Source organism: Stutzerimonas stutzeri, assembly GCF_019090095.1.
GTDB lineage: Bacteria > Pseudomonadota > Gammaproteobacteria > Pseudomonadales > Pseudomonadaceae > Stutzerimonas > Stutzerimonas stutzeri_AN.
Map to the genome: position 1 here is coordinate 344,574 of NZ_JAGQFP010000002.1, position 24,537 is coordinate 369,110.

The window sequence follows — 24,537 nt, forward strand, 5'->3', positions numbered from 1 at the left end:
ATCGGAGAAGCGCGATCCACCCTACGGCTTTTTGAGTGCTCAGCTAGCTTTGCCCCCACAGCCCGCTGCGGCGCATCGCGCCCCACTGATGTTTGCGGCGGGAAAACCACTGCCACAGCCCGCGGCAACGCCAGAGGGTATTCAGCTGGCGATAGCCGAAGTTCTCCAGCACTGCCATCAGAAACAGCCGCAGCATGTCGCGACGCCGCTCGTAGACGCGAAACGACAGAGTTTCCAGCAGCAGGCCGTTGACCGACAGCAGGATGCCCATGCCGACGGCGACCAGCAGGAAGGCCGCCAGCGCGGCGTAGGACACCACGCCGAGCACGAACCCACCGATCATGAAGCCGTAGCCGACCAGTTCGATCAGCGGCCCCAGCCACTCGAACAGCGCCATGAACGGCCAGGCCAGCCAGCCGGGCGTGCCGCCCCGAAGGCTGAAGGCCAGGCGCGCATGACGACCCAGGCTTTCGGCCAGCCCGCGCTGCCAACGGCTGCGCTGACGGCCCAGGGTGCCGATGTCCTCGGGGCACTCGGTCCAGCAGATCGGGTCTGGCAGGTAGCGGATGCGGTAGGGAATGCGCCGCTCCCGGTGATAGCGATGCAGGCGCACCACCAGCTCCATGTCCTCGCCGACGGTGTCGGTGCGATAGCCACCCACCGCCATGACCCGTTCCTTGTCGAACAGGCCGAAGGCGCCGGAGATGATCAGCACCGCGTTCATCGGCGACCAGCCGAGGCGTCCGAAGAGGAACGCGCGCAGGTATTCGACGATCTGGAAGCGAGCCAGCCAGTTGCGCGGCAGCCCGGCGCGAATCAGGAAGCCGCCGCGCACCTCGGAGCCATTGGCGATGCGCACGGTGCCGCCGGCGGCGACGGTGCGTTCGTCCTCGAGAAACGGCTGGACCACGCGCAACAGGCTGTCGCGCTGGAGGATGGAGTCCGCATCGACGCCACAGAACAGGCCGTACCGCGCGGCGTTGATTCCCGCGTTGAGGGCATCGGCCTTGCCGCCGTTGGCTTTGTCGATCACCCGCAGGTTGGCGTAGCGCCGCGAGCGGTAGATGGCCTGCACCGGCTGATGCGCGACCGCCTGGCGCAGCGGTTCAGGGTGTGGCACCAGCTCGAATTCCTCGATCAGCAGCGCCAGGGTGCGGTCTTTCGAACCGTCGTTGATCACCACCACTTCGAACTCGGGGTACTGCAACTGCAGCATCGAGCGCACCGAGGTACGAATCGTCGCCTCCTCGTTAAAGGCCGGCATCAGCACCGACACGGGCGGCTCGACGCCGAGATACGGGGCGACTTCACCGGTCTCGGCGCGTTGGCGGATGTAGCCCATCAGGCTGACCATCGACAGCACATTGAGCAGCAGGTACATGCCGTTGAGCAGCAGGAAATAGAGGATGAACCCCAGTTGCAGCCACCAGAGCCAGTCGATGTTCAACGTCTGACCTCCGCAATCGCGCGGCGCAGGGCGTCCTGGCCGTAGCGGTCGTCGACCCGATCGAGCAGCCCCGTCAGCCGCTCGTACGTGGCGTTGGGGAGCGTTGCCAGGCTGTCCGCGGCGGCCTGACGGACCCACCAGCTGGGATCGCGCAGCAAGGGCAGGAACAGGCCGGTGTCATCGCTGCGCGCCTGCTTGTGCAGCGCCAAGAGTGCGGCCAGTCGCACGTCGGCGTGGTCATGGCGCAGCGTACGAATCAGCCGGTCTCGGTCACGCGGGTCACCCAGTTCCTGCAGGCAGCGCAGGGCAACTTGCAGCTGCTCCGCTGGGGCGTTTTCCTCAAGGCGGGCACGCGCCCAGGGTGCCGCGTGGCGGGGATCGCCGTAGACCAGCAAATTCACCAACCGCTCGCGGCGGGGGTCGTCGGATCCGGTCAGCGCGATCAACAGCGGCAACGTCACTGCCTGCTCGCCGGCCTGCTGGCAAAGACTGGCCAGGCGCGGCAAAGCCCAGTCGGGGCGTGCCACGGCGGCGGGAAGAATCAGCTGCATGGCACGCGGCGCGTCCATGGCAATGAGCGTCTGGGCCGCGGCCAGCGAGACGATGGCGTTACGGTTCATCAGCAGGGCCTGCACCGCGTCCCAGTAAGCCGGATCGGCCAGATGGCGCAGGCAGGTCAGCCCGATCAGCCTGCCGCGCACCCGTCCGCGCAGCAGGGCTTGCGCCTGCCGGTCCACGCCCAGGGCGACCAGCGCCCGGTTCATCCGCTCGCGTGCGGTGCCGCGCAATTGCAGCTGGGTGCGGTTCCATTGCAGCAGGAACCACAGCTGGCGATTGGCCGGGAGCGTCGGAACCGGCTCGGGAAGCTGGTCGTCGAGGCTGCACAGCGCGAAGAACGGGCGCCACTGGTCGTTGAATTGCTGGCGGCGAAGGGCGCGGCGGCGTGCAATCTCACCGAGCAGCAGCACCTGTAGCATCACCAGCACGGTGAGGCCACCGAGGCCCAGCGCGCAGTACAGTGCCAGCTGCAATGTGCCGTCTTCCGGCCAGACCGCCAGCCAGGCGCGGCGCGGTGCGGCGCACAGCCAGGCCGGACAGTTCAGTTCAGAAAGCATGCCGCAGCCCGAGCTGAAGCCAGCGGCGCGTGTAGTAATCGCCTTGCCGATGCTGGCCCACTTCCCAGGTCAGTGCCCAGCGGCTGTCGAGCCAGTGACGGCCCTGCAGGCTGATGGCGCGCACGTCGCTGGTGATCAGTCGTTGTTGCTCGACGGCCTCTTCCTCGCCGACGGTCAGGCGCAGGCCGGCGTAGCTGAGACCGGCGTAGTAGTAATCGAGGGCCAGGTCGTGACCGATCGGGGTGCCGGCATTGGCCACGTCCGTTACGTTCAGCGTGTAGCCTGCGCGCCAGGCATTCCAGTAGCGTTCGGCGCTGAGCGCCAGTCGGTCGACCCGCGTGGTGTCGTATTCGGTGCGCCTGACGCTGACGGCGCCGAGAAAGCCCGCCGGCAGGCGCCGTTGCAGGCGCAGGTCGGCATGCCACTCGGGCAGGAAGTAGGGCGACGGCTGATAGCCGACCTCGGGTTGCAGCGTCCAGTTATCGTCAAGGGCGACGACCATCCCCGCTTCGACACCCTGGTCCCGCTCGCCGAAGCGCTCCTCGTTCAGCAAGGCGCCATACCAGCCGAGGCCTTCCGGTTGCGTCGAGGCGTAATCCAGGCGCTGGCTGCGCCAGTTGTCGAAGCCGCTGTCCAGCCAGTCCTGCCGGAGCGACAGCTCCAGCTCGTGGCGGCGTTGCGCCGGTGCGATGGCGGCCGGGGCGGTCTCGGTTACCGGTGACGTCAGGGCCGCGCGGGCCTGCTGCATCACCTGTTGGACCTGCATGTAGTCCGGCGCCAGCATCGCGGCCCGCTCGAGCGGGACCAGCGCCGCCTGTGGCCGACCGGCCCAGAGCAGTGCCTGGCCCTGGCCCAGCAGATAGTCGGTGTTGTCGGGTTCACGTTGCAGCAATTGCTGGTACAGCGGCAGCGCCTGCTCGGGGGCGCCCTGCCAGGCACGAACACGCGCCAGCAGGAACGTCGCTTCACGGTCGTCGGGGTGACGCGCCAGATGCGCGCCGAGGGTCGCCTCGGCGGCGTCCAGCTGTTGCGCCTCGACCTGACGCTGTGCCGTGGCGAGGTCGGCCAAGGCCAGTGAGGGCAGCAGCCAGGCGGGTAACAGCAAGGCCAGTATCAGCCGGCTCATCGAGTCCTCCTTAGCAGGCGACGGATGCGTGCCAGCAGTTCCTCCGGCTGGAACGGCTTGGTCACGTAATCATCGGCGCCCAGTTCCAGCGCCCGGACAATGTCCACCTCGCGCGCTTTGGCCGTCAGCATCAGCACCGGCACGCTTTCCCAACCCGGTTGGGCGCGCAGCCGCTCGATCAGCTCGAGACCGTCGTGATAGGGCAGCATGATGTCCATCAGCGTCAGGTCGGGTGGCTGGGTATTGCCGAGCTTTTCCAGCGCCTGCCGGCCATCAGCGGCGTGCTCGACGCTGAATCCGTGGCGTTCGAGCATGTAACGGATCAGGAAGGCGATGTCCTCTTCGTCCTCCACCATCAGGATTCGCTGGCTAGCGGACACATTCATGCATTGACCTCTTCGGCATCTCGGGTATGGCCAGGCGGCCAGTGTTGCAGCAGCTGCTGGATCAGCGCGGCGAGCTCATCGCCGTCATGGCGCGACTTGATCAGTTGGCGCAAGGCCAGACGGCTGTCCTGCACCGGTGAGTCCAGCGCGGAAAAGATGATCACCGGCGGCGGGGGTACGGTCTGGGCCAGTTGATCGAACAGCTGCGTGCCGTCGCCATCGGGCAGCATCAGGTCGATGATCGCCAGATCGAAGTGGCGGCGAGCCAGCAGCTGGTGGGCTTCGGCCAGGCTGGCGGCGCTCTCCAGTTCGACGCCCAGCGGCTCGACCAGCCGGGCCAGCAGCGTCTGCAGGTCCTCGTCATCCTCGACATGGAGGATCCGTGCCCGCTCGTTGCGGCCCAGGCAGGCGCGCACCACCTGGATGATGCGCGAGGGGTCGACTGGCTTGTCCAGCCAGTCGATCACCCCCACCGCACCGCCGCGAAGGGCGCCGTTGTCGTTGTCGCGTCGTTGCGGCTGGAGGCTGACGATCAGCACCGGCAGATGCTGATAGGCGCTCTGGTTGCGCAGGTTCTGCAGGAAGGCAACGCTGTCCTCGTCGCGCAACACCGGGCTGAGGGTCAGGGCCTGGACGCGGTATTCGGCCAGCAGGGCGCGCGCCTGGACGGCGGTCTCGGCGATCAGCGTGGCATAGCCGTGTTGCTGCAGGACGCTCGCCAGCCGCTCGGCAGCCGCGCTATCGGGTTCCAGCACCAGGATGCGTGCGCGCGAAGGCTGCAGGTCGGGGGCCGCTGCGGCCGTGACCGGAGCGCTGGCAGTCGCGTGCGGCAGAGGCGCACGGGGCAGCCTGAACCAGAACCGCGTGCCCTGGCCTTCCTGTGAATCGAAGCCGATCTGGCCATGCATCTGCTGCACCAGTGAGCGGGTGATGGCCAGGCCCAGCCCGGTGCCGCCGCGCGTGCGCGCGTCCGACGCATCGGCCTGGGCGAAGCGCTCGAACAGGCGCGAGCGGAAGCTTTCCGGAATGCCCTGGCCACGATCGCGAACGCCGACCTCCAGCTCGTCGCCGTCCGCCTGCAGCTCGACGTGGACCACGCCACCGACCGGCGAATGCTTGATCGCGTTGGACAGCAGGTTGGCCATCACCTGGGCGAAGCGGTCCGGATCGAGTTCGGCCTCGAGCGGCGCCGAGCCGCTGGCCACGTCGAGCTGCAGGCGGACGCCATATTCGTCGGCGTAGGGTTTGAGGTCGAGCAGCGCCTGCTCGACCAGCGTCTCGACGTCGTTGCGGCTGAAGTGAAAGGGCAGGCGGTCGGCTTCGAGCTTCTCGATGTCGAGGATGTCGTTGATCAGGCGCACCAGGCGTTCGCTGTTCTTGTAGGCGATGTCCAGCAGCGGCCGAGCCCCTTCGTCGATTGCGCCGGCGACGCCACCGGTGAGCATGCCCAGCGCGCCTCGAATGGCGGTCAGCGGCGTGCGCAGTTCATGGCTGACGGTGGAAATGAACGCGGTCTTCATCTGTTCCATATGTCGGCGGAGGGACATGTCGACCGCCACGGTCACCACGTGGCAGGCGCCGCTGGATGTGCTCATGGGGCGCTTGACCACCTGTAGCCAGCGCTCTCGCCCCTGCGCATCGGTCAGCTGAACCTCGGTGGTGCGCAGTTCACCGCTGCCGCCGAGCAATTCCGCTTCGCCCTGTAGCAACGGCAGCAGCCGCTGCGCATCGGGAAGCTCCTCGGCGCGGCGCTGCTCGATCTCCTCGGGACGCCGATCGAGCAGGGCGGCGAGGGCGTCGTTGCACAACAGGAAGCGACCTTGTCCGTCCCGCACGAAGATCAGGTTCTCGTCCGTGTCCACCACGCGCCGCAGGAACACCTTCTGGTCTTCCAGGGTGTCGCGGCTGCGCTGCAGCTCGGTGACGTCGCGGGCGATCGCCAGGTGATCACCCAGGCCGGTCGGTACCAGCCGGACCTCGAACGTGCGTCGGCTCTGCACTTCGCACCAGGTCGTCCGGCGGCGCTTCAGGCTGTTGTCGGCCTGCCGGCGCAGGCCGGTCAGCAGCGGCTCGATGGCCTCCGGTGCGGGGGCGCGGCTGGCATGCTGCTGTGACAGCGCGGTAACGCGTCGTTGGCTGTCGATGGCGTACAGGTGGTCGGGGATGGCCTGCAGCAGGGCGGCCAGGCGTGCCTCACCGGCCTGGGCCTGGTTCGCCAAGGCCTGGCGGCTGTGCAGGTCGCGGCGAAGGGCCCACAAGGCCGCGAAAAACAACGCGGCTACGGTCAGGCTGCCGAACATGCCCAGCCACCTGCTGCGCTGGATGGTGGCGGCCACGGCCTGGTTGGCCGCGTCGAGCTGGGTGCGCTCGTAGCGCTCGACGGCTCCGAGCAGGGCCCGCAGGCGGTCCATGATCCGCTTGCCACCGGCCTCCCGCACGCGCCCGGCCGCCGCTTGCAACCCGGCATCGCGGCGCGTCTGGATGTTGTCGGCTGCGATCATCAGGCGTGTGGCGATGCTCTGGTCCAGCAGGTCGAACCAGTGGTGGTCGGGATAAGTCCGGTCGCTCAGCAAGGTCTGCAACTGGCGGCGGTGCGTCTCGATCGCACCCAGTCCGCGCTCGTAAGGCTCCAGATAAGCGGCCTCGCCAGTCAGGACGAAGCCACGCGCGCCGGTCTCGATGTCCTGTAGGGCCGACAGCGTGGCCTGGGTCGAGGTGATGACCGCCAGGCTGTGCTGGACGGACCGGTTGGTGGTCAGCATCGCCTCCTGGGTGCGCTTGACCTGCCAGCCGAGCGCGACGAGCAGGCCAAAGGCGATCGCCAAAGCCAGTGCACGCCAATTTATCCAGGATTTTGTCGGCAAACCGGAACTCCTCACACCGGTTGAACGGGCCTGGGGCAGTGATGCCTTCCGTTTCCGCCACGTCGGCCTTGCGACAGCGGCGCACGCGGCGGCCACGGTACCGGTGCACTGTAGTTGAGTCGAAAATGGCGCGACGGTTCGCCGGGCGACGCGATCAGCGCGGGGAGGCGACCTGGATCTGGTTACGGCCGTTGTGCTTGGCGGCATAAAGCGCCTGGTCAGCGCGCTCCAGCAGTGCGGCCGGGCTGGAGTGGCCGTCGGTTTCGCTGATGCCGGCACTCAGCGACACGTTGAACACCCGGCTGCCGGCATGGAAGGGCAGCGCCGAGAAGCGCTGGCGGATTTCATCGAAGATCTGCCGGGCCTGTTCGAGGGGGCAGTCGGGCAGCACGGCGACGAATTCCTCGCCGCCATAACGACCGAGGCTGTCGATGCGGCGCAGGCGCTGACGCATGAGGTTGGCCAGGGAGCGGATGACGTTGTCGCCGGCGGCGTGCCCGTACTGGTCGTTGACCTGCTTGAAGTGATCCAGATCGAGCATCACCACGCTCGCCGGCTTGCCGCTGCGTTGCGCGCGTTCCACCTCGAGCGCCACTTGCTCCTTGATGTCGGCATGTTTGAGCAGGCCGGTCAGGCTGTCACGCGACAGCGCCATGCTCAGCGAACGGGCGCGCTGGACGTGGGAAAACACCGCGGCGGTCAGGGCGCTGTCGCTGATGGGTTTGGTGATGAAGGCGTCGCCGGCCTTGAGCAGCGCGGCCATCTGCCGGTTGATATCGGTTTCCCCGGACAGGTAGATGATGGTCACGCGCAGCCACTCATCGTTCAGCCGGATCATCTGCGCCAGCTCGAGCCCGGTGAAGTCCGGCATGTTCATGTCGAGCAGCACCACTTCCGGGTTGAACGCCCGCATGACCTCGAACAGCTGGCTGGGGTCGGTCAGGGTCTGCACCAGCATCTGGGAATTGCGCAGCACCAGGCTGTAACGGCTGGACAGGTCCGCATCGTCGTCGACGATCAGTACCCGGTACGGCTCGCTCAGTTGCAGGTTGAGGCAGTTTTCCAGGGTGTTTTCCAGCTGCGTGACATTCAGCGGTCGGGTGAAATAGCCCCTCGCACCCGCCCGCACCGCGGCCAGCTGGCTGTCGAAGTCGGCCTGATCGCCGATCACCAGCAGTGGCAACGGCGTTTCCAGGTCCTGCTGCAGCAGGCGCACCTCGTCGAGCTCGTCGCTGTGCTGACTGACCACCAGGGCGTCCGGCAGCTGCCCCTGGATGGCGGTCTGCAACAGGGCGGGTTCCGGGAACAGCAGCATCTCGTAGCCGAAGCTGCCCAGCGCCCTGCACATCTCCTGTCCCGCCTCGAGGTCGCGCTCGAGCAGGTAGACGCGGCAACTGGCCGGCCGGCTGTCCTGAACGGTCGATGGCGCCGCGGCGGCGTGTCGGGGATCGTCCGCCTGGGTGGCCAGGGCCAGCTGGCGGACGGCCTGGATGAATTCGGAGAGCGCCTGGCCGCTGGGCCGGGCGGCTTCCAACCAGCAGTCGGCGCGTTGCTCCAGCAGGCGCGCCTGCTCGCCGACCGTGGTGAAGCCGAAGGTCCCGGCAGTACCGGCCAGGCGGTGCATGCGTTCGTGCAGATCGAGCATCAGCTGGCGGCGCTGCTCCTGTTCGCGGGCGCTGGACAATTGCTCGGCGCGTTGCCCGAGCTCGGCCAGCTCCGTGCCCAGACGTTCGGCGAATTTTTCGTTCAATGCCTGCAGTTGGTCGTGCAGCGCCTGTTGGGTGCCGTCAATCATGTTCGGCATTCCAGACTTCTTCCAGTTGTGCGGCCAGTTGCATAGGGTTGAAAGGCTTGTGCAGCAGTTTGCGCACACCGAGCCGGCGCAGCTCCTCGGGTGTGGCAACCTCGTCGGCCTGCCCGGTCAACAGCACCACCGGGGTCTGCCGCAGGTCGATCAGCGCGCTCAGCTGGTCGAGAAGCTCCAGGCCGGTCATTTGCGGCAGCATCATATCCAGCAGGATCAGATCCGGCGCGAATCCCTGCACCTCGGCCAGGGCCGCCTGCCCCGAGGCGCAGCTGAGCACCTCATAGCCGCCGAGCTTTTCCAGCGCGATCCGGGTCACCACCTGGATGGACGGCACGTCCTCGACATGCAGCACGCGGTGCAAGCGCTTCATGGCTGCGGCTCGGAGAGCGGCTGACAGGGCAGTTCGAACCAGAAGCAGGCGCCTTGGCCGGGCGTCGAATCGTAGCCGATCTGTCCGTTCATATGCTCGATCAACTCTTTACTGATCGCCAGCCCGAGCCCGGTACCGCCTTGCTGGCGCGTATCGGAGGCATCTGCCTGAGCGAACTTGCTGAATATCCGTTGGCGAAAGGCTTCGGCGATTCCCGGGCCGCTGTCTCGCACACTGACGCGCACCCTGTGATCGGCTGCGGGCTCCGCCCATAGCGTCACCACCCCGCCAGGCGGCGAATACTTGGCGGCATTGGACAACAGATTGCTCAGGACCTGCTCCAGGCGCATCGTATCCACCTCGATCGAAACGGCCGGGCAACCGTCCAGCACGATGCTCACAGCATAGCTTTCGGCGTAGCCCTGGTTGCTGCGCAGCGCTTGCTCCAGCAGGGGCAGCAGCGGCTGCCACTGCAGTTCGAAGCGCATCTTGCCGGCGTACAGCTTGTCGATGTCCAGCAGGTCGTCGATCAGCGCGCTCAGGCGTTGGCTGTTCTGGTGGGCGATGTCCAGCAGCTCGTGCAGGTGTTCGGGTACATCGCCGATCACCCGACCGCAGATCAGTCCCAGGGACGCCGTGATCGATGTCAGCGGCGTACGCAGCTCGTGGCTGACGGTGGAGACGAAATCGCGCTGCAGGTTCTCGACCTGTTTGCGATCGGTGATGTCATGCAGCACCACCACCGCCCCGTTCTGCTGGCCGTTGGAGGCGTACATCGGGTCGGCGTTGGCGAGCACGTGGCGAGCGCTGCCCTGCAGCACGATGGTCATCTCCACGTTGCGAATGTGCTCGCCGCGCAAGGCCCGCATCAGCGGGACCTCATCGGGCGCCATGGGCGTCACCCCGTCGGCATGGTAGAGATGGTAGACGTCCGGCCATTGCTCCGGCGACAGCTGCTGGGCGTCGAGCCCATGCCAGCGGCGCGCGGTGTGATTGAACAGGGTCAGGTTGCCGTCAGCATCGCAGGCGACGACGGCTTCGGACAGGGCTTCGAGCAGGCGTCGGTTCATTTCCTGCTGCTTGTCGAGCTCCAGCTGATCGGCCTTGCGTTCGGTGATGTCGGTCACCAGACCGTGCCAGAGCACCGAACCGTCGGCCTGGCGCATCGGCGTGGCGCGCGCCTCGACCCAGATCGTGCCCTTGCGCGGATGGTTGATGCGGTGTTCGAAATGCCAGGGCGTCAGGGTCGAGGCGGCCTGGCGGATGCTCGCCAGGACATGCTCGCGGTCATCCGGATGCACCTGCCCGTAGATCGGGCCGATGCTTTGCGCCATCTCGGCCGCGCTCAGGCCGTAGATCTCCTCGGCACCCTCGCTGAGGTAGGGAAACGAGCTGCTGCCGTCGGGCCGCCAGCAGAACTGGAAGAGCATGCCCGGCACCTGCGCGGCGATCTGTTGCAGACGCAGCTGCAGGCGCTCCTGATGCGCCAGGTCGTAGGCGCTGACGATGTAGCCGCGCAGCAGCTCGCGCTCGTCATGGATGGCCGAGACGTTCAGCAGCACCGGTACGTTGCCGCCGTTGCGGTGCAGCAGCCGCCATTCGCGCATTTCGCGGCGTCCTTCGAGCAGTGGGGCGGTGAGCACAGCAAACCCCGGCTCGACCGGCTCGCCCAGCTCCTCGGCGAGGATACGCGCGCGGCGTGCCAGCGCATCCGCCGGGAACAGCGTCGTGGTCAGCGGCCGGCCGATCAGCAATTGCTCGGGGTAGCCGAACAGCCGCTCGGCGGTCGGGTTGACCCCTGAAATGCGGCCCTCGGCGGTGGTCACCAGCATCGCGCTGGCCGCACTGTTGAGCAGCGCCTGTTGCATGGCCGCCTGCTCGGCGTAGCGGTGGGCCTGCAGGCGCTCCTCGAACAGCCGCATGATCTGTCGGCTCAGGCGCACCAGCGCACTGCGCTGGGCCTCGTCGAGGTGGCGCGGTTGGCGATCGATCACGCAGAGGGTGCCCAAGTTGAAGCCGTCCGGGGTGGTCAGCGGCGCGCCGGCATAGAAGCGGATGAGGGGATCGCCGGTCACCAGCGGGTTGTCGCGAAAGCGCAGGTCCCGTTGAGCATCCTCGACCTCGAAGACGCCGGAGCCGTCGATGGTATGGGTGCAGAAGGAGATATCGCGTGGGGTTTCGCTGACCTCCAGGCCGACTCGGCTCTTGAACCACTGGCGATGGTCATCGACCAGCGAGATCAGCGCGATCGGGGTGCCACAGATATAGGCGGCCAGCTCGGCGAAATCATCGAAGGCCGCCTCATCGGGCGTATCGAGGATCTCGTAGCGAAGCAGGGCAGCGAGACGGGACAGTTCGCGGGGCGGCGTGGACGCTGCGGTCGACTTCGGTGGTTCCATCTGCGGACCTGTCTCGCTGGGTTGAGGGCTGGTCGCGACGGCTACAGGCCGTCGGCGTCCCAGATGGACTGGATCTGTCCGGCCAGGCGCATCGGGTCGAACGGCTTGACGATGACGTCGCGCGCGCCGAGCTTGCGCAGGTGTTCGATTTCGCCCGGCTGAACCTTGGCCGTCATGAAGACCACCGGAATCTGCGCCAGATCGATTCGCTCCGCGAGTCGGGTCAGGGTTTCCGTACCGCCCATGCCGGGCATCATCACGTCGAGCAGGATGAACTGCGGGGCGAAGCCCTCGACTTCCTCCAAGGCCTGCGTGCCGGACGAGCACGACAGCACTTGGTAGCCGCCGATGGCCTCCAGGGCCACCCTCACCACGGCCTGGATGGAGGGGTCATCCTCCACGTGAAGTATCCGTTTGAGCACGGTCATGCGGGTCTCCGGTATCGATGCTTTGACCATTCAAAAGGCAGGCAGTTTGCCATCTCGCTCGGTCGATGGCGCACCCTGCGAGAAAAATAGCCGGTCTGCCGGCCACGGCACGCAGCGAGCGGATGCCGCCAGACGCGCAAGAGAGGGCCAGGGTCGGGCAACCTAGACAGCGAGGCGATCGGTGGCGGCCGTTCAGGGTTGGACTTCGCCTATGGCCGGAATTTCCATCGACCGCCGTCGGCGTGACGTGAGGCGCTGTCCGGCTTGGATTAGCGCGCCTAGGCCGATCGATGGGGCGCTCGATCGCCGGCAGCCATTTGCCATGGGTGGTCAAAGACGCAGGGTGCGACCGTGTCATCGGCCTGCAGACCGGAGTACGGAGGATGGCCCCGGCCTTGTGAGCCGGGACCGCACGGCAGGGTAGCAAGCAACGGGTCAGACAGCCCTTGTGAGGCCTCGACCCACAGCAAAGCCGTCAGACCCAGCTGCGAAGCAGACGCAGATGAGCGTCTTGTGCGGCCTGCTGGCCGATGGGGCGCAGGCGCAACTCGGTGCCGGGCAAGCATTGACCAAGCCGTGCGACGGCTTCTGGGGTCAGCGCGCCCAGGCGAGGATAGCCGCCGATGGTTTGCCGGTCGTTGAGCAAGACAATGGGCTGCCCATCTGGTGGAACCTGGATCGCACCGAGCGGAACCCCTTCCGAGACGATGCCACCCCGTCGGCTTCTGAGCTCAGGACCGATCAGTCTTACGCCCATGCGGTCGCTGCGGCTGTCGACCTTCCAGCTGCTGTTGAAGGCATCGAACAGGCTCTGGCCGCTGAATTCGCCAATCTGAGCGCCAAGCACAACGTCCAGCGGGCGAGCGCTCGAATAATCTGGCACTTGCGCGACAGGTACGCGCTTGAGCAACCCGGACTGTCCGTGCCAAACAAGGTTGTCGCCCTGCTTGATCGGCTCGCCATCGCCGGTCAAACCACCGAGCGACTCACGGGTAACGGTCGAGACGCTGCCGAGCATCCTCGTCGCTTCGAAGCCGCCCGGGGCGGCGAGATACGCACGCGCGCCCTGACGCGCCTGAGTGAATTTGAGGCGCTGCCCACGCCGGATACTGAACGCTTGCCAGGGCAGTAGCGGCTGGTCGTCCAGCGTCGCGCCCAGATCGCCGCCGGCCAGTGCGAGGCAACCATCCCGTTCGCAGGTGGAGCTGAATCCGCCGAGCGTAATCTCTACCACGGCCGCCGAGAGCGGGTTGTCCAGCAACCAGTTGGCCCAGTACATCGCGATCCAATCGAGTGCGCCGCCCTGCGTGACGCCCAGGTGTCGAACGCCGAATCGGCCGCCGTCCTGCAATTGCACCAAGCGGGTACTCCGTTCCACTTTCAGACCGCTCATGCCGTGGCCCCCTCGTTCCCAGCCAGCGGCGTGTCGTCACCGCCGAGCTTGAGGAATGTTGCGTGATCGACCGGCTCGAACCGCACGCGATCCCCCGGTTGCAGGAGGCTGTAGATCTCGCGTTCGTAATCGAACAGGCTCACCGGAGTCCGGCCGATCAGGTTCCAGCCCCCTGGCGACTCCACCGGATAGGCCGCCGTTTGCCGATCAGCGATGCCGACGCTGCCAGGCGCCACGCGTTTGCGCGGAGTGCCGAGACGGGGTGTGGCGAGAATGGGTTCGACCAATCCCATGAAGGCGAAGCCCGGCGCGAAGCCCACGGCGAACACCTGGTATTCGTGCTGGCTGTGTCGCTGGATGACCTCGTCGACGCGCAGCCCGGATCGTTCGGCGATCAGCGACAGTTCGGGGCCCACCGAGGGGTGATACCAAACCGGCAGGCTGTGAGTATGGCCACCGCGCTCCGATGCAGGCGTCAGCCCTTCGAGCGCAGTGGCCAAGGTCGAGTGGGCCTGAGTGCAGCGCATGCGGGTCAGGTCGAAGTGGATCATCAGCGTGGTGTAAGACGGCACCAGGTCGACCAGCGCCGGACCGAACGCAGCGGTGATGCGCTGGCTGGCTGCGAGCATCCACGGCATGTTGTCTTCGTCGATTTCGTCGAACAGCCGCAGTGTCAGGCAATCGATCGATGCGACCTCAATGCGCGCCTTCATGCCTGCTCCAGCCGGGTAAGCGCTTCACGAATCTGGCGCACCGCCGCAACCGAGCTGGCGTTGTCGCCATGTACGCAAAGGGTGTCACTGGTCAAGCGTATCGAGCTGCCATCGCTCGCGCGAAGGGGCTCGCCGCGCGCCAAGGTGAGTGCCTGGCCGACGATGGTTTCGCTGTCGTGATGTACCGCGCCGGGAAGCTTGCGCGATACCAGGTAGCCTTGGGCGTCGTAGGCACGGTCGGCGAATGTCTCGTACCACAGCGTGAGACCGAACTCTTCACCGATCAGCTGCGGACCACTGTTGTCCGCCGTGCTCATCAGCATCAGCGGTAAGCTGGCGTCGTAGAGCGTTATGGCGCGCATCACCGCACGCAGCGTGGCCGCGTCGCGCATCATGTCCTGATACAGCGCACCGTGCGGCTTGACGTAGCTCACCCGCTGTCCGAGCGGACGACAGATACCGTCGAGGGCACCGATCTGGTAGAGCAGCATGTCTTCCACTTCCTGCGGGCTGCACGCCATGGAGCGGCGACCGAACCCGACCAGATCGGGATACGCGGGATGCGCGCCGATGCGTACGGCGTGCTCCGCTGCCAGGGCGACCGTCTTGCGCATGGTGCCGGGGTCCGAGGCATGGAAGCCGGTGGCGATGTTGGCGCAGTCAATGTACGGCATGACCTCGGCATCCAGGCCCATGCTCCACGCCCCGAAACTCTCCCCGATGTCGCAATTCAAGAGCAGCTTGTTCACAGGGATGTCCTCTTGCTGGTCCATGGGCTGTTAGCGCAGCACCTCCCTGGGGAGGCAGATGGTGGTTGAAGTAATTGTTGGGGGGAGCTCGCACCACGTCCAACAAAATAAGGCGGGCAGGGGGGATAGGAAAAATCGATGTGCGTGCTGACCTGCCCATCGGGCTGGCTGATACGGCTTCTTGAACAAGGGGCATGAATGAGAGCCGCACGCCGTCACCACAGTGCGAGGTTGTAGCTGACGATCAGGCGGTTTTCGTCCAGGTCGTTGCCAAAGTTGGAGCGAACCGTGGCGTTGCGCCACTTGATGCCCAGGTTCTTCAGTGGACCCTTCTGGATGACATAACCCAGATCCATGTCGCGCTCCCATTCCTTACCGTCATTCGCGGTTCCGAGGTCGACGTTGTCGCCGGAAATATAGCGCGTCATGAAGGTCAGTCCCGGTAAGCCGACAGCAGCGAAGTCATAGTCGTAACGGGCCTGCCAAGAGCGTTCTTCACTATTGCTGAAGTTGTTGATCTGGACGAAGTTCACCAGGTACGGATCGCTGATATACGGGAAGGGATCTTCACCACTCATGCGCTGATAGGCACCGGCGAAGGTATGGGCACCCAGGTTGTAACTGACCATGGTGCCGAACGCTTTGTTATCAACATTACGAAAGGTGCCATCCTCGGTAGACTTCGCATAACGTACATCGGTTTTAACTGATTGGCTGTCACCGAGGGGGAGTACATATACTAGCGTGCCGTAATACTGTTTATAGACTTCTTCCAAGTTGCCGTAATGCAGACCAGCGGAAAGATTAGGCGTGAACTTGTAATCGCCGCCGAGGAAGACGAACTCGTCGCTGGTGCCGCCTAGTGCCGACATGCGCTCATAGTTGCTGCTGTTGTTGTGGCGAATCTCGGTAAGCTTTCCGCCCTGCACGATAAGGTTGTCGATTTCCTGTATGTTCAGCAGGCCGCCTTTAAACGAGGCCGGCAACAGTCGGCTGTCGTTCGAGGAAACGATCGGGCTGCGCAGACGGAGGTCACCCAGACGCAGCGTACTCTTGGAGTACTTCGCCTTGGCGGTCAGCCCCAACTTCGAATATTCGTCTTCCGAGCCCCGCGGCGGCTGTCCGTCGTTCGGCAGCAGGCCGCTGCCATAGGTGCCGCCGCCCGAGTCGAGCTGCACTCCGATCATTGCCAGGGCGTCGATGCCAAAGCCGACCGGGCCGTCGGTATAGCCAGACTCCGCGTTTAGCAGAAAGCCCTGCGCCCACTCTTCGGCTTTGTCACGCGCCCCATCCTGGCGGAAATCACGGTTGAAATAAAAGTTACGAAGTTCTAGGTTCCCTTTGCTATCGGCAAAGAAATCCGCCTGCGCCAAACTGGGAACGGTAGTGCCTACCATTGCCAGGGCGGCAACTCGGGTAATTGGTTTCATCAGTGTCTCCTGATATGCACGCAGCCGTTATTTCCTTTGGCTGCTGGCAGCGCGTGATTGGAAGTTTTGTTGTTGGCTCATGTACTGCCCGCGTATTCTTCGTAGCTCGCGCGGATTTAGTCCAACCAGAAAAAACGTTATCGCGCTACAAGAAAAACCTATCGCGAAAATTTAGGGTATTTAACTGTGTGGCATGACGATTGCTGGAGAAAAGACGCAGAACAGGGGCATTCGGCCTTTGCGTAGCAATAGTCAGGAGTGGTCATCGGCGATGAATACGCGATTTCTCGAAACTTTCGTTTGGGTAGCCAGGCTGAAGAGCTTTCGACTGACGGCAGAGAAGCTGTTCAGCACGCAGGCGTCTATTTCCAGCCGCATCGCTGCGCTTGAGGACGAGTTGGGCGTGCAGCTTTTCCTACGCGATTCGAAGGGCGTAACGCTGACGTCCGAGGGCCAGAGGGTACTCGGCTATGCCGAGCACATGATGGATACCATGCAGGCCATGAAGCAGGCGATCAGCAATGCGGGAGAGACGCGGGGCTTGGTCCGTATTGGTGCGATGGATACCGTCATGCACACCTGGTTGAGTTCCTTCGTAGCGCGAATCATGGAGTGTTACCCCGCCGTCGAGATCGAATTGACGGCCGATACCGCTCGCAACCTTTGCGATCAGCTGCAGAAGGGTTATCTGGATATCATTTTCCAGACCGATGAAGTGCGCGCCGACTCGGTGTGCAATCAGGCCTTGGCGCGCTTCCCCGTTCAGTGGGTCGTTTCATCCGGCTCGATCTTCGATCGTCACTACCATGGCCTTGAAGAGCTGGCGCGCGAGCGGGTGATCACCTTCTCCAAGAACTCCCGTCCCCACCAAGATCTTCTCAACATGCTGCACGCAGGCAATATCGTTTCGCCGCGCGTCAGTTGCGTGAATTCCGTCGCCGCCATGACGCGGCTGATCCGTGATGGCTTCGGGATCGGTGCGCTGCCAGCGGCGTTGGTCACCGAAGAGCTCAGGCATGGGGTGCTGACGGTACTGGACAGCGTACCCGTGCCGCCGGCAATGGACATTGTCGCAACCTGGCGCGCAGGGGTTGGCCTGGAAGTGGTCGATGGTGTCGTTGCACTGGTTCATGAGGTCATCGCGGAGTACGCCCAGGCGATGGGAGGTGCCGTGGTCCAATTGCTGGAGCCATCAGGGGGCGTGAAGGCGTCGGCCTGATCATCAGGTTTGCCGGGCCAATCCACGGGGGCAGGGAAGCGGTGCCTTGCTCGCTCGTTGATTCCCTCCTATGCCTATGTGGGTGCCAGGCCGGGAGCTGTCCATTCCGGTGCGTTCCAAGCGCCGTATCCCGTACGTCAGGCCGATCGGGGCTCATAAGGTTTTCTGATCAGGCGCTGTCGGATTTTCTAGTTGGACACTGCGCCACGGACTGCCGAGACTCAGAACAGCTCCAAGGTACCGCGTTACCAAAACCAACAAAGCAAACGCCAACTGAGCGACTGGAGAATTCCACCATGAAGACACGCGCATTGCGTTTCGGCCTGTCGGCCCTGGCTTGTGTGATCAGCCTGTCCGCGTTCAACGCCCAGGCAGCCGATAAATGGAACATGACGGTCGAGAACCCCGAGGGTAATTCAATTACCGAGGTCGCCAAGGATTTCGCCAAGAACGTGGCCGAGGCGACGAACAATGACCTCCAGATTCGTGTTCATTCCAACTCCGTATTGTTCAAACGCCCTGAAGTGAAGCGAGCCGTTCAGACCGGCCAGGTTCAGCTGGGCGACGTGCTGATGTCAGTGCTTGGCAATGAAGATCCGATCTTCGAGGTCGATAGCGTGCCGTTCCTCGCGCGCAGTTATCCAGAGGCACGCAAGCTGTGGGAGGCCAGCCGTTCGCTGGTCGAGGAGCGTCTGGAAAAGCAGGGTATCAAGCTGCTCTACGCCATGCCCTGGTCGCCACAGAGCATCTACACACAGAAGCCCGTCTCCAGCATGGAAGACTTCAAAGGCATGAAGTTTCGTGCCTACAACCCAGCCACGTCGCGTATGGCTGAGCTGATGGGCGCCGTCCCGACCGTCATCAATGTGGCGGAAATTCCACAGGCGTTCAGCACCGGCATGATCAACGGGATGCTGACCTCGCCGACGACAGGGGTCGACACCCAGGCCTGGGACTTCGTCGAGCACTACTACGACGTACAGGCGTTCATTCCCAAGAACTTTGTGATCGTCAATGCGCGCGCTTTCAAGCGCCTGCCTGAGGCATCTCAGAAGGCGGTGCTGGAGGCGGCGGCCAAGGCTGAAGCTCAGGGTTGGGAAGCGGCCGAGTCTGAAACGGCGCAACTGGTCAAGACGCTCGGTGATAACGGCATGGACGTTCACGCCAAGGCACCCGCCGAGCTCGAGGCAGGCCTGGGCAAGATTGGCCAAACCATGACCGAGGAATGGCTGAAGAAAGCCGGTTCGGACGGGCAGAAGATCATCGGCGCCTATCAAAACTGACGCAAAGACCGATCCCGCTTCCTGGCGGGATCACTCTTCTGGTGACCGAGGTCTCTTCATGAAAGCGCTCAAGTCGCTCTATGGAATCTGCGGGCTGTTGTCGGGCGTCTTCATGGTGCTGATCTGCCTGCTCATCGTCGCTCAGATCGTTGCCCGCTTATTCGGAACAATGGTTCCTTCGTCTGACGAATTGGCCGGTTATGCCATGGCGTCGTCCGGATTTCTGGGGCTTCCCTACGCCCTGCACCGGGGCGCCCATATCCGCGTATCGCTGATGTTCAAGTTGCTGTCGGAGCGAGGGCAGCATGTGCTGGAGGTGGCCGGAACCCTCGTGGGTCTGGCAATTGCTGCATACCTGGCGTGGTGGGCCACGCTGTTCGTTCATGAAAGCTATGTGTTCGGCGAGGTGTCCTCGGGGCTTATTGCGATCCCGATGTGGATACCACAGGTTCCGATGAGCGTCGGTACGCTGGTGCTGGTCATCGCCATGCTGGATCGGCTGGTTTGCGCATTGACCTATCGCAGTTTCGAGCGGGTCGACGCACAGCCCGCACTGAGTGAGTGAACCCGCGCTCCGTAACGCAAAATAATAATCAGCGAGAATACCGTGGACTATTTCATCATCTCAGCGACGCTACTGGTCGCACTCTTCGTGCTGTTGGGCGGCGGTGTATGGGTCGCTTTTTCGCTGCTGGGCGTGGGCATCATCGCGATGGAGGTCTTCGGCGGGGCACCCGCTGGGCCAATCCTCGCCACTACGAGCTGGGCATCCAGCTCAAGTTGGACACTGACCGCCTTGCCCCTGTTTATCTGGATGGGGGAAATTCTTTACCGCACCAAGCTATCGCAGGACATGTTCCACGGTCTCTCACCCTGGGTCAGAATCCTTCCGGGCCGGCTACTGCACGTGAATGTGTTCGGTTGCGGCATCTTCGCCGCGGTCAGTGGCTCGTCGGCGGCTACCGCTGCGACCATCGGCCGTATCTCCTTGCCGGAGCTGAAGTCGCGGGGTTACCCGGACAGTATCGCGATGGGTTCGCTTGCTGGCGCCGGTACGCTGGGTTTGCTGATACCCCCTTCGATCATGATGATCGTCTATGGGGTCGCCGCGCAGGTTTCGATCTCCCGCCTTTTTATCGCCGGGCTGGTACCGGGCCTGTTACTGCTGGTGATCTTTTCCGGGTATCTGATGATCTGGTCGGCGCTGAACCGTGATCAGGTCCCGCAAGAGTCGGAGCGCCTGTCGTTTCGGGAAAAGCTGGTACGGGCCAAACTGTTGGTCCCTGTGATGCTGCTGATCATCGCCGTCATCGGGTCAATCTATGCGGGCTTCGCAACCGCTACCGAGGCCGCGGCGGTGGGCGTGGTCGGCGCCTTGCTGATAGCCCTGGTGTCTCGCTCCTTGAGCCGCGAAACCTTCATGGCCAGCCTCATGGGCGCAGTCGCCACGTCTTGCATGATTTTCTTCATCCTGATCGGAGCCCACTACCTCACCGCGGCAATGAGTTTCACCGGTCTGCCTTCGGCACTCGCCGACTGGATCGTGGCCAAGCAAATGTCGCCATACCTGCTCCTGGTATCGCTCACAGTGTTGTTCGTAGTGCTCGGCTGCTTCCTGGACGGTATATCCATCATCCTCCTGACTACCGCGGTCGTGATGCCAGCGATCCACGCGGCTGGCATCGATCTGCTGTGGTTCGGCGTGTTCGTCATCCTCGTCGTCGAGATGGCGCAGATCACGCCACCGGTGGGCTTCAACCTCTTCGTTATCCAAGGGCTGACCGGACGAGACATCGGTGAAGTGGCGCGCGCGAGCTTGCCGTTCTTCTTTCTGATCGTCCTGGCCGCGGTGCTGATCACGTTGTTTCCGCAAATAGTGCTCACGCTGCCTCAGGCGCTGGTTGGCCGGTAGCATGATCGTCCTGGCCGGGATTTGACGATACTGCGGGTTGGGCTGAAGAGCTGAACGGAAGCTATCGCGAACCGGCCGTCCGGCCCGAATGGATGTAGTCGGGCGCTGAAACGAAAAAGACCCCGCTGACGGTCCCTGGCGTCGTCGGAAAAACCTGGTCTTGCGACGGGCGGATGCGGCAATACGCCGCTATAAGCAGATAATGCTTCGGGGCTGGCGTTTGCCGGTCCGTGTTTTCCTTCGCTGCGAGGCTGCAACAACTATGTGGTACACCGGTTTTCTCGACCTTACGGCCTGGGAGGTGGTTGCGGCCACTTTGCTGCTGACCCACGTGACGATCGTCGCCGTCACCGTTTACCTGCACCGCTACTCCGCCCACCGCTCGCTGGAACTCAATGGCGGGCTCAAGCATTTCTTCCGGTTCTGGCTGTGGCTGACCACGGCGATGAACACCCGCGAGTGGACCGCCATCCACCGCAAGCACCACGCCAAATGCGAAACCCCGGACGACCCGCACAGCCCGGTGCAGAAGGGCCTGGGCACCGTGCTGCGGCGCGGCGCCGAGCTGTACATGGATGAGGCGAAGAACGAGGAAACCCTGCGCATCTATGGCAAGAACTGTCCGGACGACTGGATCGAGCGCAACCTGTATTCGCGCTTTCCGAACCTCGGCATTGTCTTGATGCTCGGCCTCGACCTGGCGCTGTTCGGTGTGATCGGTTTGACCGTCTGGGCGGTGCAGATGATCTGGATTCCGTTCTGGGCCGCCGGTGTGGTCAATGGCCTGGGCCATGCGGTGGGCTACCGCAACTTCGAATGCCGTGATGCGGCGACCAACCTGCTGCCCTGGGGCATCCTCATCGGCGGCGAAGAGCTGCACAACAACCACCATACCTATCCCAATTCGGCCAAGCTGTCGGTACGCAAGTGGGAGTTCGACATGGGCTGGGCGTGGATCAAGCTGTTCAGCCTGTTCGGTCTGGCCAAGGTCAATCGCACCGCGCCGATCGCCCATCGCGTGTCGGCCAAGCCACAGCTGGACATGGACAGCGCCATGGCGATCCTCAACAACCGCTTCCAGATCATGGCGCAGTATCGCCGGCTGGTGATCAAGCCATTGGTGCGCCTGGAGCTGGAGCGCGCCGATGCCTCGGTACGCCATCAGTTCCGACGTGCCAAGCGCCTGTTGTCGCGCGAGCCGAGCCTGCTGCAGCACGAGCAACAGGCCCGTATCGCGGTGATACTCGAGCAGAGCCAGGCGCTGCGGGTGATCTACGAACGCCGCCTGGCCTTGCAGCAGATCTGGTCGCGGACCAGCGCCAACGGACACGAGATGCTCGCGGCCATCAAGCAATGGGTACAGGACGCCGAAGCCAGCGGTATCCAGTCGCTGCACGAGTTCGCCGAGCACCTGCGCACCTACTCGTTGAGACCGGCTGTCGCCCATGCATGACCTCTGATCGGCGCGCGCGTCGGCCGGCGCGCCGGCTGGAACTTTGCTTCGAAGACGCTCTCTGATTGGCATTCCGGTGCTTTCGCGACAGTTGCCCCTGCGGGTTCCCGTTTGGTGCCTGGCGCCATGTGAGAACGCAGTTATGAAGTTCGTGAACCAGCGAAGCGAAGCGGGGGCAGGCATTCTGCCTCCGTCCGAGGCGCAGACCTTGTTGGCCCTGATGCACGCTCGCGCCGAAGTCGAACGCCTGAGCGAGCGTGAGCAGCTGTTCAGTACCCTCATGGGGGCGGTCAACGCCGTCTTGTGGGCCTTCGACTGGCAGGCGCAGCGGATCATCTACGTCAGCCCCGCTTATGAGCAGGTGTTCGGTCGCTCGGCCGCACTGCTGCTGGCTGATTTTGGCGAATGGCGTAACAGCATCTATCCGGATGATCTGGAATACGCCCAGCGGAGCATGCTCGAGGTGCTCGACAAGGGTGCCGTCGAAGCGCGCGAGTACCGCATCATCCGCGCCGACGGCCAGTTACGCTGGCTCAGCGACAAATGTTTCATCGCGCGCAACGCGGACAGCGCCCACGGGCCGATCATCGTCGGCATCGCCGAAGACATCACCGAGAAGAAGCAGCTCGAAGGTGAACTGCAGCGCCTGGCCACCACCGATGTGCTGACCCAGAGCAGCAACCGCCGCTACTTCTTCGAATGCGCCCAGCGTGAATTCGACATGGCGCGGCAATACGCGTCCCCGCTGGCCTTCCAGCTGCTCGATATCGACGACTTCAAGCGGATCAACGATACCCACGGCCACCAGATGGGCGATCAGGTGTTGCAGCGCGTGGCGCAGTGCGGTGCGTCGGTATTGCGTCGCGGCGACCTGTTCGGCCGCATCGGCGGGGAAGAATTCGCCTTGCTGCTGCCCGGCTGCCAGCCGGATCTGGCCGAGCAGATTGCTGAACGGTTGCAGCGCGAAATCCAGCGACTGGTCTTCACCAGCCCGGATGGGCAGCGCTTCGGCGTCACCATCAGCCTGGGCGTGACCTACCTCAGGGCCAGCGATCCGGATCTCAGCGCGCTGTTCGCCAGGGCCGACGCGGCGATGTATACCGCCAAGCGCCTGGGCAAGAACCAGATCATCGTCTCCTGATCCGCTCGGCTCGCCGGTCGAGGCATCGGGACCAGCGCGTGAACCCGATGCAGCAGACAACGACCTTGACCGCCGGTGTACCGGTGGCGGCAGCCTGCCCAGCCGATCGGCTCTGAGGGGCAGGCTGCCGGCGTCGCGAGGCTACGCCGGGGCGCGGCTGGCCGCGGCCGGTTGCTGCTGGGTGATGCAGTGGATATTGCCGCCGCCCAGCAGGATTTCGCGGCCCGGCACCATCACCACCTGATGGTGCGGGAAGAGTCGGTTGAGGATGGCCTCGGCTTCGCCATCCAGCGGGTCGCCGAATGACGGCGCGATGATGCCGCCGTTGACGATCAGGAAGTTCACATAGCTGCCCGCCAGGCGGATCGAGGGATCGCGTGGTTGGCTGCCCACCAGCGGTACGACGCCGGCACATTCCGCTTCGGTGGCATGCAGCGGGCCGGGAATTGGCATCTTGTGCACGACCAGCTGGCGATCCCAGGCGTCGGTTGCCTGTTCCAAGACTCGCATGGCGGCCTGGCAGCGCGAGTAGTTGGGGTTCTCGGGATCGTCGGTCCAGGCCAGCAAAACCTCGCCGGGGCGGACGAAGCAGCAGAAGTTGTCCACGTGGCCGTCGGTTTCATCGTTGAACAGGCCATGCGGCAGCCAGATCACCTTGTCGATCGCCAGGTAGTCGGCCAGCATGCGTTCGATCGCTTCGCGGTCCAGATGGGGGTTGCGGTTGGGGTTGAGCAGGCATTCCTCGGTGGTGATCAGCGTGCCTTCTCCGTCGACGTGAATCGAGCCGCCTTCGAGCACGAACCCTTCGGTGCGGTAGCGATCGCAACGCTCGATCTCGAGGATCTTGCGTGCGACCTCGTCGTCGCGCTGCCAGTTTTCGTAGAGCCCGCCGTTCAAGCCGCCCCAGGCGTTGAACGTCCAGTCGATCCCGCGCAGGCCGCCTTTGCCGTTGATCACGAAAGTCGGGCCGGTGTCACGTACCCAGGCATCGTCGCTGCTGATTTCGACCACGCGTATGCGTGGATCGTCGAGTTGCTCGCGGGCGGCGACGAACTGCTCGGCAGTCGCACAAACCGTCACCGGCTCGAAGCGCGCGATGGCCTTGGCCACGGCGGTGAAAGCCGCTTGCGCCGGTGCGCCCTGGTCGCGCCAGTTATCCGGACGCTGCGGCCAGACCATCCAGGTCTGGCTGTGCGTGGCCCATTCGGCGGGCATGTGGAAGTCGTCGGAGCGTGGCGTGGTGGTCAGGGTGGTCATCGTTGTACCTGCGAATAAAGGGCGTTTTCTTTTGGGCCGGTCCGA

The 24,537-nt window shown here is 64.2% G+C and carries 20 protein-coding genes; 6 read left to right on the plus strand and 14 right to left on the minus strand.

The annotated features are described in order from the left end of the window. Nucleotides 1-43 precede the first annotated feature (43 nt). From KVO92_RS11315 to KVO92_RS11375, 13 genes are all read right to left on the minus strand, one after another. Nucleotides 44-1,447 carry a glycosyltransferase family 2 protein gene (locus KVO92_RS11315; protein ID WP_217475747.1) on the minus strand — a complete coding sequence of 468 codons (1,404 nt, stop codon included), beginning with the start codon at nt 1,445-1,447 and terminating at the stop codon, nt 44-46. Further along, on the minus strand, nt 1,444-2,562 hold the full coding sequence (locus KVO92_RS11320) for a HEAT repeat domain-containing protein (protein ID WP_217475748.1): 1,119 nt from the start codon (nt 2,560-2,562) through the stop codon (nt 1,444-1,446). The genes KVO92_RS11315 and KVO92_RS11320 overlap by 4 nt, the downstream gene beginning before the upstream one ends. Further along, nucleotides 2,552-3,688, minus strand: a complete 1,137-nt coding sequence (locus KVO92_RS11325; protein ID WP_217475749.1) for a YaiO family outer membrane beta-barrel protein — start codon at nt 3,686-3,688, stop codon at nt 2,552-2,554. The genes KVO92_RS11320 and KVO92_RS11325 overlap by 11 nt, the downstream gene beginning before the upstream one ends. Then, on the minus strand, nt 3,685-4,074 hold the full coding sequence (locus KVO92_RS11330; RefSeq protein WP_217475750.1) for a response regulator transcription factor: 390 nt from the start codon (nt 4,072-4,074) through the stop codon (nt 3,685-3,687). Before KVO92_RS11330 ends, KVO92_RS11325 begins: the two co-directional genes overlap by 4 nt. Beyond that, nucleotides 4,071-6,938: a CHASE3 domain-containing protein gene (locus KVO92_RS11335; protein WP_217475751.1), complete on the minus strand. Its 2,868-nt coding sequence runs from the start codon at nt 6,936-6,938 to the stop codon at nt 4,071-4,073. Before KVO92_RS11335 ends, KVO92_RS11330 begins: the two co-directional genes overlap by 4 nt. Before the next feature lie 154 nt (nt 6,939-7,092). Next, nucleotides 7,093-8,733: a diguanylate cyclase gene (locus KVO92_RS11340; RefSeq protein WP_217477232.1), complete on the minus strand. Its 1,641-nt coding sequence runs from the start codon at nt 8,731-8,733 to the stop codon at nt 7,093-7,095. Further along, entirely contained in the window at nt 8,726-9,115 is a 390-nt protein-coding gene (locus tag KVO92_RS11345) for a response regulator (protein WP_217475752.1), read from the minus strand. The genes KVO92_RS11340 and KVO92_RS11345 overlap by 8 nt, the downstream gene beginning before the upstream one ends. Beyond that, nucleotides 9,112-11,514, minus strand: a complete 2,403-nt coding sequence (locus tag KVO92_RS11350; RefSeq protein WP_217475753.1) for a PAS domain S-box protein — start codon at nt 11,512-11,514, stop codon at nt 9,112-9,114. Before KVO92_RS11350 ends, KVO92_RS11345 begins: the two co-directional genes overlap by 4 nt. 41 nt (nt 11,515-11,555) lie before the next feature. Beyond that, on the minus strand, nt 11,556-11,942 hold the full coding sequence (locus tag KVO92_RS11355; protein ID WP_217475754.1) for a response regulator: 387 nt from the start codon (nt 11,940-11,942) through the stop codon (nt 11,556-11,558). A 475-nt stretch (nt 11,943-12,417) separates the two neighbouring features. Then, on the minus strand, nt 12,418-13,335 hold the full coding sequence (locus KVO92_RS11360) for a biotin-dependent carboxyltransferase family protein (RefSeq protein ID WP_217475755.1): 918 nt from the start codon (nt 13,333-13,335) through the stop codon (nt 12,418-12,420). Beyond that, nucleotides 13,332-14,048: a 5-oxoprolinase subunit B family protein gene (locus KVO92_RS11365; protein ID WP_217475756.1), complete on the minus strand. Its 717-nt coding sequence runs from the start codon at nt 14,046-14,048 to the stop codon at nt 13,332-13,334. Before KVO92_RS11365 ends, KVO92_RS11360 begins: the two co-directional genes overlap by 4 nt. After that, nucleotides 14,045-14,797: a 5-oxoprolinase subunit PxpA gene (locus tag KVO92_RS11370; RefSeq protein WP_217475757.1), complete on the minus strand. Its 753-nt coding sequence runs from the start codon at nt 14,795-14,797 to the stop codon at nt 14,045-14,047. Before KVO92_RS11370 ends, KVO92_RS11365 begins: the two co-directional genes overlap by 4 nt. Nucleotides 14,798-15,012: 215 nt before the next feature. Beyond that, nucleotides 15,013-16,227 (minus strand): OprD family porin, encoded by a 1,215-nt coding sequence (locus tag KVO92_RS11375; RefSeq protein WP_217475758.1) that lies wholly within the window; start codon nt 16,225-16,227, stop codon nt 15,013-15,015. 271 nt (nt 16,228-16,498) lie between these two features. On the opposite strand from KVO92_RS11375, the gene KVO92_RS11380 reads away from it, so the two are divergent. The 6 genes from KVO92_RS11380 to KVO92_RS11405 all read left to right on the plus strand — a co-directional run bounded on the left by KVO92_RS11380 (nt 16,499) and on the right by KVO92_RS11405 (nt 23,235). Continuing rightward, nucleotides 16,499-17,446, plus strand: a complete 948-nt coding sequence (locus KVO92_RS11380) for a LysR family transcriptional regulator (protein ID WP_217475759.1) — start codon at nt 16,499-16,501, stop codon at nt 17,444-17,446. Nucleotides 17,447-17,742: 296 nt separating this feature from the next. Beyond that, a complete protein-coding gene (locus KVO92_RS11385; RefSeq protein WP_217475760.1) occupies nt 17,743-18,729 on the plus strand; it encodes a TRAP transporter substrate-binding protein in 987 nt (328 codons plus the stop codon). 58 nt (nt 18,730-18,787) lie between these two features. Beyond that, complete coding sequence (locus KVO92_RS11390; protein WP_217475761.1) at nt 18,788-19,294, plus strand: TRAP transporter small permease; 507 nt, start codon at nt 18,788-18,790, stop codon at nt 19,292-19,294. Nucleotides 19,295-19,336: 42 nt separating this feature from the next. Then, nucleotides 19,337-20,641 carry a TRAP transporter large permease gene (locus tag KVO92_RS11395; RefSeq protein WP_217475762.1) on the plus strand — a complete coding sequence of 435 codons (1,305 nt, stop codon included), beginning with the start codon at nt 19,337-19,339 and terminating at the stop codon, nt 20,639-20,641. Between the two features lie 262 nt (nt 20,642-20,903). Further along, entirely contained in the window at nt 20,904-22,094 is a 1,191-nt protein-coding gene (desA, locus tag KVO92_RS11400) for a delta-9 fatty acid desaturase DesA (protein ID WP_217475763.1), read from the plus strand. A gap of 142 nt (nt 22,095-22,236) precedes the next feature. Further along, on the plus strand, nt 22,237-23,235 hold the full coding sequence (locus KVO92_RS11405) for a GGDEF domain-containing protein (protein ID WP_217475764.1): 999 nt from the start codon (nt 22,237-22,239) through the stop codon (nt 23,233-23,235). Between the two features lie 141 nt (nt 23,236-23,376). On the opposite strand, the gene aguA is transcribed toward KVO92_RS11405, so the two are convergent. Beyond that, nucleotides 23,377-24,492, minus strand: coding sequence for an agmatine deiminase (gene aguA, locus KVO92_RS11410; protein ID WP_217475765.1), 1,116 nt, complete (start codon nt 24,490-24,492; stop codon nt 23,377-23,379). Between the last annotated feature and the right edge of the window lie 45 nt (nt 24,493-24,537).

Excerpts from the sequence above, each read along its gene's own strand:
- KVO92_RS11320 (WP_217475748.1), bottom strand. The coding sequence starts at position 2,562 with ATGCTTTCTGAACTGAACTGTCCGGCCTGGCTGTGCGCCGCACCGCGC.
- KVO92_RS11325 (WP_217475749.1), bottom strand. The coding sequence starts at position 3,688 with ATGAGCCGGCTGATACTGGCCTTGCTGTTACCCGCCTGGCTGCTGCCC.
- KVO92_RS11330 (WP_217475750.1), bottom strand. The coding sequence starts at position 4,074 with ATGAATGTGTCCGCTAGCCAGCGAATCCTGATGGTGGAGGACGAAGAG.
- KVO92_RS11340 (WP_217477232.1), bottom strand. The coding sequence starts at position 8,733 with ATGATTGACGGCACCCAACAGGCGCTGCACGACCAACTGCAGGCATTG.
- KVO92_RS11345 (WP_217475752.1), bottom strand. The coding sequence starts at position 9,115 with ATGAAGCGCTTGCACCGCGTGCTGCATGTCGAGGACGTGCCGTCCATC.
- KVO92_RS11350 (WP_217475753.1), bottom strand. The coding sequence starts at position 11,514 with ATGGAACCACCGAAGTCGACCGCAGCGTCCACGCCGCCCCGCGAACTG.
- KVO92_RS11355 (WP_217475754.1), bottom strand. The coding sequence starts at position 11,942 with ATGACCGTGCTCAAACGGATACTTCACGTGGAGGATGACCCCTCCATC.
- KVO92_RS11360 (WP_217475755.1), bottom strand. The coding sequence starts at position 13,335 with ATGAGCGGTCTGAAAGTGGAACGGAGTACCCGCTTGGTGCAATTGCAG.
- KVO92_RS11365 (WP_217475756.1), bottom strand. The coding sequence starts at position 14,048 with ATGAAGGCGCGCATTGAGGTCGCATCGATCGATTGCCTGACACTGCGG.
- KVO92_RS11375 (WP_217475758.1), bottom strand. The coding sequence starts at position 16,227 with ATGAAACCAATTACCCGAGTTGCCGCCCTGGCAATGGTAGGCACTACC.
- KVO92_RS11380 (WP_217475759.1), top strand. The coding sequence starts at position 16,499 with ATGAATACGCGATTTCTCGAAACTTTCGTTTGGGTAGCCAGGCTGAAG.
- KVO92_RS11385 (WP_217475760.1), top strand. The coding sequence starts at position 17,743 with ATGAAGACACGCGCATTGCGTTTCGGCCTGTCGGCCCTGGCTTGTGTG.
- KVO92_RS11390 (WP_217475761.1), top strand. The coding sequence starts at position 18,788 with ATGAAAGCGCTCAAGTCGCTCTATGGAATCTGCGGGCTGTTGTCGGGC.
- desA (WP_217475763.1), top strand. The coding sequence starts at position 20,904 with ATGTGGTACACCGGTTTTCTCGACCTTACGGCCTGGGAGGTGGTTGCG.
- KVO92_RS11405 (WP_217475764.1), top strand. The coding sequence starts at position 22,237 with ATGAAGTTCGTGAACCAGCGAAGCGAAGCGGGGGCAGGCATTCTGCCT.
- aguA (WP_217475765.1), bottom strand. The coding sequence starts at position 24,492 with ATGACCACCCTGACCACCACGCCACGCTCCGACGACTTCCACATGCCC.